Source organism: Micromonospora sp. NPDC047521 (assembly GCF_055587305.1).
The window spans coordinates 1-11,895 of the sequence record NZ_JBVJGN010000030.1 but is presented as its reverse complement, the minus strand read 5'-3'; the positions used below and the strand labels follow the sequence as shown (position 1 = coordinate 11,895).

Below are 11,895 nucleotides of genomic sequence, written 5' to 3'. Positions count from 1 at the left end.
CAAGCACCCTGTTGAGTTCTCAAAGAACAACCACACACCGAACCAAACACCACACTCAGTGGCACCCGTTTCGGGGCTTTTCCGCTCTGCGTCCCCGCCGCTCTCGCGCCGGGCACTTTTACTACGTTACCTCACCGTCTTCGCCGTGTCAAACCGTGTGTCCCGGTCTGTCATGCTTCGTACGGGTTGGCGCCGGCGCACTCACGCAGCAGCGAACTGCTGCGTCAGGTCATCGGATTTGGCAGGCCGGCCGCTTGCGGTTTCCCGCAGGCTCGCCCGGTGCCCTGCCGGTCGTGAACCTTACCCGGTCGGTTCCGCTGCACCAAATCCGCCTCGCGGCAGATCAGGCGAGCCCCGCCCGGACCGTGTCCCGCAGGAGCGAACCCCTGCCTGACCCGGCTGCCAGTCCGTTCCGGTGCTCCAGGATCTTCGTCCCGTTTGCCCCGTTCCGCGCTGGCAGAGAGAAAGTTACGCGTCCACGGGTTTGATCGTCAAATCGACGGGTAGCGTCCCGCGTCACACTCCTGCTGTAACGACGTTTTCGCAGCTCAGGATGCGGCGTTGCGGCGGACGGCCAGCCATGAGCGGATGCCGAGCACGCCGACCGTCGTACCGATGGCCAGCGAAGCAGCGATCAACAGCGCGTGCACCCAGAGGAAGCTGGTGGGCGTGCCGTCTCCGACCGTGCCGGCCGACCAGGCCCGTGGGTCCTGCCAGATGGCCACCGCGAACCTCGGCCAGATCACCCAGGTCCAGATCCCGACCCCGACCAGGAAGACAGACCACCCGCGCGACAGCACCATGGCAGCCGAGTATGCCAGCGGGGCTGGTCACCGGGCCGGACGGCGACCCGGCTCGTTTCGGCGCCGCCAGGCTGGGCACTGAGTAGCGGGACAGTGAAAGCCGTCCTGGAGGTGCCCCCGTGCAACCCTCGATCTTCAATCCCTGGGCCTGGCGCGACCCGTCCGCTCTGGCCGGTGGGTACACGCAGACCACTCCCTCGACCAGCCCGCCGGACGACCCGGGCGATGGGCGTGAGGGCCCGGACGCACCCGGCCCGGGTACGCCCGTCGACCTGGTCGGCTACCAGGTCCAGGCGAGCGACGGGCGGATCGGCGCCGTCGACGAGGCGAGCGACGAGGTGGATGCCGGCTACCTGGTGGTGGACACCGGGCCGTGGATCCTCGGTCGCAAGGTGCTGCTGCCGGCGGGCACGGTGGTCCGGGTGGACCACCGTGACCGCGCCGTACACGTCGACCTGACCCGGCAGGAGATCAAGGACGCGCCGCCGTTCGACCCGGAGTCGGCCGACCCGGAGTACCGGGACCGCGTCGGCAGGTACTACACGGACCACTACCTGCCCCGCCAGGAGAGGCACCGCGGGTAATGTGAGGTAGTGGTCCGGGTGAGCAACTGCGAGCCGGAGGCGGTCGATCTGGTCGACGGCCTCCCGCTCGGTGTGGCGCCCCGGTTCGCGTCCAGCTCCGGTGATGGCCGTGAGCAACTCCTCGATGTCCTCCGTGCCGGTGGTCTGCGGTTCCGCGCCGGCGCGCGATGGCGGGCGACCAGCTGAGTCGATCCCGCTGACCGACGGGGCCAACCCGCCCCGCTCGGCGCGCGCCCACGCGTGACCCACCTTCCGCACGAGAGGCACACCACCATGTCCGTCGCACGCATGCTCACCGGCGACCGGCCCACCGGTCGCCTGCACCTTGGCCACTACGTCGGCAGCATCGCCAACCGGGTGCGCCTGCACCACCGGTACGAGAGCTTCTTCATCATCGCCGACCTGCACATGTTGACCACCCGGAACCGCCGCGAGGACATCGACCAGGTCTCCGCGAACGCCCGGGAGATGGTGACCGACATCCTCGCCGCCGGCGTCGACCCGGCGCGGGCCACGTTCTACCTCCAGTCGGCCATCCCGGAGGTGGGCGACCTCAACACCCTGCTGCAGAACCTGGTGACGGTGCCCCGGCTGGAACGGGTGCCGTCGCTCAAGGACATGGCCCGCGACGCCGGCAAGGAGGAGATGCCGTACGGCTTGTTGGGTTACCCGGTGCTCCAGGCCGCGGACATCCTCTGCGTCAAGGGTGAGGTGGTCCCGGTCGGTCGGGACAACGCCGCGCACGTCGAGGTGACCCGCGAGATCGCGCGCCGGTTCAACCACCTCTACGGTCCGGTCTTCCCGGTGCCCGAGCTGATCCCGGCGGAGACACCCAGCCTGGTGGGCACCGACGGGGCGGCCAAGATGAGCAAGAGCCGGGGCAACGCGATCGCCCTCTCCGACGATCCGGCGACGGTGCGTCGGAAGGTGCTCGGCATGTACACCGACCCGAACCGGGTGCGGGCGGACGTGCCGGGAACCGTGGAGGGCAACCCGGTCTTCGCGTACCACGAGGTGTTCAACGCGGACCGGGACGAGGTGGCGGACCTGGCCCGCCGCTACCGGGAAGGGCGGGTCGGCGACGTGGAGGTCAAGGAGCGGCTGGTCGTCGCGTTGGAGTCGTTCCTGGCGCCGATCCGGCAACGTCGGGCGGAGATCGAGGCTGACCGGGGGCTGGTCGACCGGTTGATCGTCGAGGGCACCGAACGGACCCGGCTGGAGGTCCGCCGGACCCTGGTCGAGGTACGACGGGCGATGGGGTTGACCGGCGCGTACCAGCAGGTGCGGCGGCGAGCCGAGCGCAGCCGGCGCCGGACGGAGGCGTCGGCCTGAGCGGGCCGCAGGTGATCCCCGTCGACGAGCGCCGAAGCTGGCGCAGAATGCGGAGATGAGGGGGATCTTCGACGTTCGTCCGGTGCCGACCGGGGACCGGCACCGGACGACGATGTTCGAGATCTTCTTCGACCTGGTATTCGTGTTCGCGCTCACCCGGGTCATCACGTTCATGGCACAGCCGCCGACGGCGCTCACCCTCGCCCAGGGGCTGCTCCTCCTGTTGTTGTTGATCTACTCCTGGGGCCCGTACCTCTGGTTGGGGAACCTGGTCCGCGCGGACGTCGGGCCCGCCCGCGCGGCCACCCTGCTGGCGATGGCCGCGATCTTCGTGGCGGCGCTCGTGTTGCCGGAGGCCTGGCGGCAGGGTCCGGAACTCCTCGACGCGCCCCTCGTGCTCGCCCTGGCCTACCTGGCCGCCAGGGCGGTGCAGCTCGTGGTGCTGTTCTGGGCGAGCGTCACCGACCCGCCGCTGCGCTCGACCCTGCGGTTCTTCGCCGTGCCGGTCACGGCGGCCTGGCTCCCGCTCGTCGGCGGCGCGCTGCTCGGCGGCGTCGCCCAGACCGTCCTGTGGACGGTGGCGCTCCTGATGGACATCGGGGGAGCCCGCGTCGCCTCCGCCTACCGCCCCTGGCCACTGCGGAGCCTGGACCACTTCACCGAGCGGTTCGGGCTGGTGCTCATCATCGCGCTCGGCGAGGCGCTGATCGCCGCCGGCACCACGACGAGGTCGATGGCACCGGCCGGAACCGCCCTGGTCGCAGCCCTGCTCGGCCTGGTCATCACCGTCTGCCTGTGGTGGTTGTACTTCGACCGGCTGGCGCCCGCCGCGCGGAATTCGGTACTGCTGGTGCCTGACGAACGGCGTTCCGACGTGGCCGGCGACGCGTACGGTCTCGCGCACGCCCCTCTGATCATCGGCGCCATCTACGTGGCGCTCGGCATCGAGCAGGTGCTCGGCACCCTCGCCGACGAGCCGTCGCATCCCACCCGGTTGAGCTGGGCCGCCGCCACCGCCCTCTACGGTGGGGCCGCCCTCTACCTGCTCGCCCGGCTGCTCTTCCGCCGGCTGACCCTGCGTACCGTGCGTCGGGGGCAGGTGGTGGTCGCCGTCCTGCCGCTCGCCCTGCTACCTGTCGCGCGGTCCCTGGACGCACTTGCCGAACTGGCCCTGCTCACCCTGCTCCTGATCGCTGTGACCTGGTACGAGCGGCGCGTCGACAGGCGCGACCCACATGTCGAATCGGCGCGGCCGGCACGGCAGTGAAAGTTCCGGAGGCCGTGTCGATATCCCCGGTAGCCGTTCGTCGTCATGCTGTACGGCGGACCGCCGCCGCGCCGAGAGGAGCCGAGACGTGAAGTACATGCCGCGGGCGCACCTGCTGCGCCGGCTGGCATCCGTCACCGGCGACTGACCGGACCCGCCGCTGTACCCTTCGCCGATGAGTCTTCCCCTGCCACCAGGCGAGTTCGCGGCGTACCTGTTCGACTGCGACGGCACGATCGTCGACTCGATGCCGCTGCACTACCTGGCCTGGCAGCGGGCACTCGAGGAGTGGGGCTGCGAGTTCCCGGAGGACCTCTTCTACGCCTGGGGCGGCCGTCCGACAGCCGACATCATCGTCGAGCTGAACGACCGGCACGGCCTGGCCATGCCGGTGGCGACAGTGGTGGAGAGCCGCGAGCGCATCTACCAGGAGTTGCTGCCGCAGCTCGCCGCGGTGCCCGAGGTGGTGGAGCACATCCACGACGCGCACCGGCGGGTGCCGTTCGCGGTCGTCTCCGGCAGCTCCCGGGCATCGGTCACCGCCTCCCTCGACGCGCTCGGTCTGCTGGACCGATTCGACGTGCTGGTCTGCGCGGAGGACTACACGCGTGCCAAGCCCGACCCGGAGGCGTTCCTGCTCGCGGCCGAGCACCTCGGCGTACCGCCGACGTCCTGCCTGGTCTTCGAGGACACCGACCTGGGCATCCAGGCCGCGACGGCGGCCGGCATGGCTTCGGTACGCGTGCCGCAGCAGCGCACCCGCTGAGCGTTCAGGCCACCGTGAGCAGGAGCTTGCCCAGGTACGAGGTCTCCAGGCGCTGGTGCGCCTCCCGCACCTTGCCGAGCGGGAACGTCTCCGCCACGTGCACGACGAACGGTCCCGCCTCGATGAGTTCGTTGAGGCGCTGCAACTGTCGGGGGCTCGACTCGCCGTCGTAGGCCCGGACGACGACACCGGGTCGCTCCTGCGGTTCCGGCCGCACCCCGTGGGCGTACGCGACCACCCCGCCGTCGACGAGTGCCTCGGTGAGCCGGTCCAGCGTCTCACCGGCGGCCATCGCGAGGATGGCGTCCACCCCGGCCGGTGCCGCGTCGCGGATCCGGGCGAGCACGTCGGTCATGTCGCCGTGTCCGTCGAGGGACACGTCGGCGCCGAGGCGGGTCACCAGTGCGACGCCGTCCGCGCCGGAGGCCACGGCGATCACGTTGAGCCCCTGCCGCTTGGCCAGCTGCACGGCGAGGTGGCCCTGACCGCCGCTCGCGCCGAAGATCAGCAGCCAGGCGCCGGGCGACAGGCTGAGCGCGTCGAGCCCGGCGAGCGCGGTCAACGCGTCGGTCGACATGGCACCGGCGTGTTCGGCCGGCACACCGTCGGGCACCTTCGCGGCGTACTGCGCCTGCACCGCCGCGTACTCGGCGTAGAAGCCGCCCTTGGGCCGGGCGGTGGCGGAGACGTAGACCAGGTCGCCCACCCCGACGTTGGTGACCCGACCGCCCGCAGCGACTACCGTCCCGGCGCCGTCGGAGCCGGGCACGATCGGGAGGTCGGAGCCCTCAGGCACCAGGATGCCCTGCCGCTCGTACACGTCCCACACCCCGACGCCGGCACTCAGGACCTTGATCAGCACCTCGTCGTCGGCGATGTCCGGCACCGGCAACTTCCGTAGGGTGATCACCTCCGGCCCGCCGAACGCGTCGAAGGCGGCAGCCTGCATCTGCTCGGGCACGTCCCCGTCAACCATGTGGATTCCCTCTCCGGGCCGGCGTCACCGTCGCAGCATGCCGGCTCGCGGCCCGGCCCGGCCGGGTGCCGGCTGGCGTTCACCCATCAGGACGACCGACGATCAGGACGTCTGCGGCTCCCGGCCGCCCAGGGCCTGCGCGACGGCGTCGCGGACGCGGGCGTCCTCGCGTGCAGTGCGCCGCGCCCTGCTGCGGCGGCGGTACAGGTACGCCCCGACGACCACGGCGATCAGCACGACGAGCACCAGGAGCAGCATCCACGGCAGGGCCCAGCCGTGCGCTGTCACCTGGACCGGCTTGAGCGAGGTGGTGGAGCCCGACGCGTCGGTGAGCAGGGGAGTGACGGTGGCGGTCGCCGCGAGCCGGACGGCGGGAGCCACGTCGCGTACCGGCACTGTCACGTCCCAGCTCTCACCTGGGAGCAGCTCCGGCGGGGCGGCGATGTCACCGGCCCGGACCCGCAGCACGCCGAACGGACCGGAGACCGAGACCGCCTGCTGCCCGGACAGCGCGGCGTTGCCGACGTTGTGGATCGTGTAGGTGACGGTGGCGTCGCCCCTGCCGAACGGGTTGGACGTGCCGTCGTACGTCACGTGCAGGCCCTCGATGGCGAGGTTCGGCTTCAGCTCGCCGCCGACCCGCAGCTTGATCCGGATACCGAGCCGCCTGTCGACGTTGATGCCCTCGACCTGGTCGGCCTGCGTCAGCGTGGTGAGGATGCCGCCGACGTAGTCGCCGGGCGTGGCGTTGTCCGGCACGCTGATCGTGAACGGGACCTGCGCGGTCTTCCCGGGCTGGACCACCACACTCCCGGCTTTCGCCTTCACCCAGGCGCCGATCGCTACCGACTTCCTGTCCCTGGTCAACAGGTCGAGTTGGCCGGCCTCGGTCGTGAAACCGTCGGCGGCGTACACGGCCAGGGTCAGCGGCGCCGGTCCGCGGTTGGCCACGACCATGGCGTCCTCGACCGCGCCACCGGGATTGACGTTGTAGCTGTAGCTGGACCGGGCCTCGCCGTAGCCGTTGGAGGCCGTCCGGACCGTCCAGGCGACGTTGCCGTCCGCCGCCGAGGCGGGGCCGGCGCCGACACCGACGACAGCGACGGCCGCGAGCACTGACAGTGCGGTGGTACGGAGGAGTGTCTTCCAGCGGGTTACGGACGGATACATGTCGGTTCCTTGAGGTGATCTTGGGAGGTCGCACATGGGTGGCGGGGCAGGCCCCCGAAGGTGCCCACCCCGCCGGATGGAACGGTTCGGTCAGCTGCTCAGAGCAGTGATCGTGAGGGTGGTGCGGTAGCTGCCCTTCGCGATGCTGTCCGGGATCTTCAGATCCAGGTCGGCACCGAGCTTGGCGCCGCCACGCGGGTGACCCTGCGCGGCCGCGCCGAGACCGCTGGAGGCCGAGAGGCCCTTGCCCTGGTCGTCGTAGGACGACAGGACCGCGGCGCCGGCCTCGGCACCCGCGCCGCCGTCGAGCACGTACGGGGTCCAGCCCAGGTAGGAGCCGGAGAACGTCTTCCCGGCGTCCTGGAAGTCGCCGACGCTTGCCGAGATCGACCACGGGGCGAGCGAGCGGCGGCTGTCCGTCACGAGGATCGGGTTGATCTTGCCGGTCGCCTCGAAGTAGGCGCCGTCACGCTCCTGCGCGGTACCCAGGTCGACGAGGCCGTTGTAGCCGTCGATCGTCCAACCGAACTCGCCCGGAGCCGGGTTCGGCACGTTGACCTGGATGGACTGGCCGTCACCGTGGAACGGGTGCACCGTCACGTTGTCGACGATCGAGCCGACCGGCTGCCCGTCGGGGGTGTTGACGCAGGAGAGGCCCTTCTCGACCGCCGCGTTCGGGGCCGCGCAGGTGCCGCTGCGCACGTTCGCCAGGACCAGCTTGTCCCCGCGCACCTGCACCTTCACGTAGCTGCGGACGTGCTCCTGGTTCTGCACGGAGTTGTACCAGTACTTGTCCGGGTCCAGCGGGTCCGGACCGTTGCCGCGGATGCCCGTTCCGGTGCTGTCCGGCTTCTTGATGTCGTAGTACTTCGAGCCGGAGGCCGAGTTGGCCGTCACGTAGATGACGCCGCCCGGGCCGGGGAACACGTCCGCGGCACCCGGCTTCTCGGCCGGGTTCTCCTTCTGGCCGTTCTTGATCGAGTAGCTACGGGAGTAGCTGTGGTCGTGACCCTGGAGCACCATGTCGATGCCGAGGTTGGAGAACGCGGTGGTGAAGTCCTCCCGACGCTGCTTGTTGTCCGTGTCTGTCGCGTGGCTGGCCGGCGAGTAGATGGAGTGGTGGTAGACCAGCACCTTCCACTTGGCCTCGGAGCCGTGCTTGTTGACCACGTCGGTGATGTACGCGACGTGCGCGGCGTCGCCGGCGTTGCTGCCGTCGGTCGGCAGCTTGTAGCTGTTGCTGTTGATGTCGATGAACAGCACGTCCTTGTAGACGAACCAGTAGTCACCGCCGGACTTGGTGCCCGCCGGGTTCCCGTTGTCGTAGTACGGGGCCGTGCGGTCGGTGTTCGGGGTGAAGTGGTGCTGCTCGTAGGACTTGCCGCCGACGTCGTGGTTACCGATGGTGGCGACGACCGGGTACTGACGCAGCTGGTCGGGCGCCATGAAGGAGGTCCACTGGCCCTCGTCGTTCGCGGACTCGACGTGGTCGCCGCCGGAGACCAGCAGCTCGGCGTTCGGGTTGGCCGCGGTGGCCACCTTCAGGGTGTCCTCCCAACCGGCCTGGTCCATCAGCCGGTCGCCGGAGGAGCCGATCTGGGGGTCACCGAAGAAGAGGAAGTCGTAGTCGCCCTCGAAGTCCTGCGTCTTGAAGGCGTACGTCGGGGACCAGCTGCCCTCGGTGCCGACCCGGTACGAGTACGCCGTGTTCTCCCGCAGGTTGCTGATCGTGGCGTGCCGGTTGAACCCGGTGGTGGAGGTGTTCGCCGCGCCGACGGCATCGAAGCTGACCGCGCCGGCCGGGAACTCGCCGTTGACGATCTCGGCGGTAGGAGCGAGCTGGATCTTCTGCGCGGTGTCGGCGGAGGAGTACCAGGTCACGATGCGCTGGGTCTCGTTGGCGCCGACGCCGAGGATCACGCTGCTGATCGTGGTGGGCTCGGCCGCGCTCGCGGTGGCCGTCAGGCCGGTACCGAGGGCCGCGCCCACTCCCAGGAGGCCGGCTGCGACCCCGGCGACCAGGCGCCGCCGCACGAGCGCGGAGGCCCGTGTCGAGGTGCTCAATGTCATCGACATTGTTCCCTTTTCAAGTAGAGAAATGGATGTGTCTTCGCCCGACGCCGGGGAAGCAGATCCACGCTTTCGCTGCCCGATGAACCGGTCATGAACGTGATCTTGCGAAACACTGCACTTCACGAACTACTTAGCCCTACTCAGGACCCGGAAACGCGCTGCACAAACCAGATGATCCCCATAGTGGACACCGCTGCCGAAACAGCTCCGGTCGCCCAGAGACCGGCTTTCGGCGCACGGCGGCGGAGCACGAGCAGCAGCGGAAAGACGACGGCGATAATCGACAACTGGACGACCTCGATGCCGACGTTGAACACCAGCAGCGACCACAGCAGGGTCCACGACCACGCCTCGTCGATGCCCAGCGCGCCGGCGAATCCCAGGCCGTGCACGAGGCCGAAGCAGAACACCACACCGAGGCGCAGCCAGCCGGCCCGGTCCAGGCTGACGTGACTGTGGCCGGCCGTCTCCAGGTCGGCCGCGTGCGTACCGCGCCGCCAGATCCCCCACAGGTGCCAACCGGCGACGACGGCTATCGACAACGCGATGACCGGCTCCACGACCGCCGCCGGCACCTCGACCAGCCCGAGAGCCGCGAGCATGAACGTCACCGAGTGCGCGAGCGTGAAGCTGGTGGCCGCGAGCACGATCTCGCGCAGCCGCCGCGACCCGGCGATGAGCGCCAGCAGGAACAGGATGTGGTCGATTCCGGACAGCAGATGCTCGGCACCCAGCAGGAAGAACTCCCCGAAACGCTGGTACCAGGCCTGCGCGGTCGAGAAGGACGGGTGGGCGGCGTCGAGCGCCGCGCTGCCCGAACGACCGTCGATCTCGTACGTGGCGATCGTCCTGGTGCCCTTGACGTAGCCCTCCCCGTCGGGGAACAGAGCGCTGCGTACCTCGTGCTCGTCGGCCTGCCCGACGCAGGCCCAGTCCAGCAGCAGATTCGCGTACGGCACGCCCTCGCGCTCGCCGATCGTCGTGTCGCCCACCTGGGTCGGCCGGCAGGCAGTGCCCTCCGACGTCACCGAGAAGCGGTCGGAGACGTACTTCAGGACGGTCGGGGCGTGAGTCTTCAGGGCCGCTGCCCGGGCGGTCGGGTCGCCCGCCTCGAACGCGGCAGTTCCCGTCCGGAAGAGCGGATCGTCGTCCCCGGAATCGGCGGCGGACACCACGAGAAGGTCGTATTCGAGTTCCACCGCCGTGCGGATGTGACCCTCGTCTCCCGCCGATATTTTCGCGTACACAGTCGACGAGAAGCCGTGCGCGGACGCCGCCTGGGTGCCCAAAAATGGGACAACCGCTGCGGCAATCCCGACAGCGGCGACGATTACGGAACGGCGGACGCGCCCTGACATGCGACTCCCTCGGTTGGCCAGTGCACGTTGCACGGCGTGGGTGAACACCAGCCAGCACACCGACGAACCGCCGGAAAACAACGATCCCGAACGGCCATCCACAGATATGTGGCGACCGGAACTGAGATAGGAATACGAGGCAGTACGCGCACCCTCCCGCACCCACTCGAAAGGACGACCGCCTTGCGCCCCCCGCTCCGGGCCGTCGCCATACTTGCCGCGACCGCCGCGCTGATCGCCGGCTGCGACTCCGGCGACGACTGGTCCCAGCCGCACCCCGAGCCCTCCGCCATCGGGACTCTCGGCCCGGGATTCGTCGCCCCCTCCACCACACCCGCTCCAGAGGCGACGATCACGCCGCAGCCCGGCTCATGGGCCGGCGTCCACCCACCGAGGGACTACCGGGTGGTGTTGCTGACGGCCGGCGACGACAACCCGACCCGGGCGCTCGTGACGGCCGTGAAGGAGTGGGCCGACGACGAACACGTCGACCTCAGGACGATTGTCGTCGGCAACACGCACGACGCCATCTCCAGCATCGCCAGGGCCATGGAGATGGGCCCGGACCTCATCGTCAGCGCGGGCAACGACCTCATCGACCCCCTCGCGCTTGTCACAGCGAGCCACCTGGACGAGAAGTTCCTGGTGGTGGGCGCGGAGTTGGCCGAGCCCACGCACAACGTCACAGCTGTCGACTGGGACGGGGCGTCGTTCCGTGGTGAAGGGCTCGGCGCGTCCTCGACGTACGACGCGGCGTCCTTCACCGCCGAGCGCTGCGCGGCCGCCATCCGGGCGGGCGTGGCGGCGGTCCTCAACGACCTGACCGGGATCGTGGTCTGGCTCTGACGAGAGACCCGGCGCGGGCGCGAATACATAGACAAACTTGAACGCGTGGGAGCGCTCCCGTAACATGCGCGACGCGGCTGTTAACGCTCACCTAACAACAATCGCCACGAATGTGAGGGCCGCCGTCCCGTCAGGAGGGTGCTTCATGACCATATTCAGAGCGAGAAATGTAGGCCTGGTGTCGGCCGGCGTCGCGGTGCTGGCGTCGGCGACCGTCGCCGTGGCCATGCCCGCCGGTGCCGCCGCCGCGGGCTGTTCGGTGAACTATGCCGTGTCGTCGCAGTGGCAGGGCGGGTTCGGCGCCAACGTGTCGATCACGAACCTGGGCGATCCGTTGAGCAGTTGGACGTTGACCTGGTCGTACGGCGCCGGGCAGACGGTGACCCAGGCGTGGAACACGTCGCTGACGCAGAGCGGTTCCGCGGTGACCGCGAGGAACGTGAGCTACAACGGTTCGGCCCCGACCAACGGCACCGTGTCGTTCGGGTTCAACGGATCGTGGACGGGCAGCAACCCGGCGCCGACCAGTTTCGCCCTCAACGGCGTGACGTGTACCGGTGACACGACCCCGACCCCACCACCCACCACGCCGCCACCGACGACGCCGCCCCCCCACGACACCGCCCCCGACCACGCCGCCGCCGACGGGTACGTGCAATCTGCCGTCGTCGTACCGGTGGTCGTCGTCGGGGGTGTTGGCGAACCCGAAGTCGGGGTGGG

At 69.7% G+C, this 11,895-nt stretch carries 11 protein-coding genes and 1 pseudogene; 7 read left to right on the top strand and 5 right to left on the bottom strand.

Going from position 1 to position 11,895, the window contains the following annotated elements; translation table 11 throughout:
- Positions 1–548 precede the first annotated feature (548 nt).
- Positions 549–803 (bottom strand): SCO4848 family membrane protein, encoded by a 255-nt coding sequence (locus tag ACZ6N8_RS31110; protein WP_466014629.1) that lies wholly within the window; start codon positions 801–803, stop codon positions 549–551.
- A gap of 119 nt (positions 804–922) precedes the next feature.
- Here ACZ6N8_RS31110 and ACZ6N8_RS31105 point away from each other — a divergent pair, with 119 nt between their 5' ends.
- From ACZ6N8_RS31105 to ACZ6N8_RS31085, 5 genes are all read left to right on the top strand, one after another.
- Positions 923–1,387, top strand: a complete 465-nt coding sequence (locus ACZ6N8_RS31105; protein WP_466014627.1) for a PRC-barrel domain-containing protein — start codon at positions 923–925, stop codon at positions 1,385–1,387.
- A gap of 9 nt (positions 1,388–1,396) precedes the next feature.
- Positions 1,397–1,573, top strand: coding sequence for a hypothetical protein (locus ACZ6N8_RS31100; protein WP_466014625.1), 177 nt, complete (start codon positions 1,397–1,399; stop codon positions 1,571–1,573).
- An 87-nt stretch (positions 1,574–1,660) separates the two neighbouring features.
- Positions 1,661–2,719, top strand: coding sequence for a tryptophan--tRNA ligase (gene trpS, locus ACZ6N8_RS31095; protein ID WP_466014623.1), 1,059 nt, complete (start codon positions 1,661–1,663; stop codon positions 2,717–2,719).
- Between the two features lie 55 nt (positions 2,720–2,774).
- Positions 2,775–3,986 carry a low temperature requirement protein A gene (locus ACZ6N8_RS31090; RefSeq protein ID WP_466014621.1) on the top strand — a complete coding sequence of 404 codons (1,212 nt, stop codon included), beginning with the start codon at positions 2,775–2,777 and terminating at the stop codon, positions 3,984–3,986.
- Positions 3,987–4,161: 175 nt separating this feature from the next.
- The gene (locus ACZ6N8_RS31085) at positions 4,162–4,752 is read left to right on the top strand and encodes an HAD family hydrolase (protein WP_466014619.1); all 591 of its coding nucleotides are present in this window, start codon (positions 4,162–4,164) and stop codon (positions 4,750–4,752) included.
- A 4-nt stretch (positions 4,753–4,756) separates the two neighbouring features.
- Here the strand turns inward: ACZ6N8_RS31085 and ACZ6N8_RS31080 are convergent, their stop codons facing one another.
- The 4 genes from ACZ6N8_RS31080 to ACZ6N8_RS31065 all read right to left on the bottom strand — a co-directional run bounded on the left by ACZ6N8_RS31080 (position 4,757) and on the right by ACZ6N8_RS31065 (position 10,491).
- Complete coding sequence (locus tag ACZ6N8_RS31080) at positions 4,757–5,728, bottom strand: quinone oxidoreductase family protein (RefSeq protein WP_466014617.1); 972 nt, start codon at positions 5,726–5,728, stop codon at positions 4,757–4,759.
- Positions 5,729–5,830: 102 nt separating this feature from the next.
- Positions 5,831–6,898, bottom strand: coding sequence for a WxL protein peptidoglycan domain-containing protein (locus tag ACZ6N8_RS31075; protein WP_466014615.1), 1,068 nt, complete (start codon positions 6,896–6,898; stop codon positions 5,831–5,833).
- Positions 6,899–6,988: 90 nt separating this feature from the next.
- The gene (locus ACZ6N8_RS31070; protein WP_466014613.1) at positions 6,989–8,968 is read right to left on the bottom strand and encodes a purple acid phosphatase family protein; all 1,980 of its coding nucleotides are present in this window, start codon (positions 8,966–8,968) and stop codon (positions 6,989–6,991) included.
- 143 nt (positions 8,969–9,111) lie between these two features.
- On the bottom strand, positions 9,112–10,491 hold the full coding sequence (locus ACZ6N8_RS31065) for a HupE/UreJ family protein (RefSeq protein WP_466014611.1): 1,380 nt from the start codon (positions 10,489–10,491) through the stop codon (positions 9,112–9,114).
- 21 nt (positions 10,492–10,512) lie between these two features.
- Between ACZ6N8_RS31065 and ACZ6N8_RS31060 the strand changes: the two genes are divergently transcribed.
- On the top strand, positions 10,513–11,175 hold the full coding sequence (locus tag ACZ6N8_RS31060) for a type 1 periplasmic-binding domain-containing protein (protein WP_466014609.1): 663 nt from the start codon (positions 10,513–10,515) through the stop codon (positions 11,173–11,175).
- A 145-nt stretch (positions 11,176–11,320) separates the two neighbouring features.
- Positions 11,321–11,895 (top strand): annotated as a pseudogene (locus tag ACZ6N8_RS31055) (cellulose-binding domain-containing protein); the annotation flags it as partial.

Excerpts from the sequence above, each read along its gene's own strand:
- ACZ6N8_RS31090 (WP_466014621.1), top strand. The coding sequence starts at position 2,775 with ATGAGGGGGATCTTCGACGTTCGTCCGGTGCCGACCGGGGACCGGCAC.
- ACZ6N8_RS31080 (WP_466014617.1), bottom strand. The coding sequence starts at position 5,728 with ATGGTTGACGGGGACGTGCCCGAGCAGATGCAGGCTGCCGCCTTCGAC.
- ACZ6N8_RS31085 (WP_466014619.1), top strand. The coding sequence starts at position 4,162 with ATGAGTCTTCCCCTGCCACCAGGCGAGTTCGCGGCGTACCTGTTCGAC.
- ACZ6N8_RS31110 (WP_466014629.1), bottom strand. The coding sequence starts at position 803 with ATGGTGCTGTCGCGCGGGTGGTCTGTCTTCCTGGTCGGGGTCGGGATC.
- ACZ6N8_RS31070 (WP_466014613.1), bottom strand. The coding sequence starts at position 8,968 with ATGACATTGAGCACCTCGACACGGGCCTCCGCGCTCGTGCGGCGGCGC.
- ACZ6N8_RS31075 (WP_466014615.1), bottom strand. The coding sequence starts at position 6,898 with ATGTATCCGTCCGTAACCCGCTGGAAGACACTCCTCCGTACCACCGCA.
- trpS (WP_466014623.1), top strand. The coding sequence starts at position 1,661 with ATGTCCGTCGCACGCATGCTCACCGGCGACCGGCCCACCGGTCGCCTG.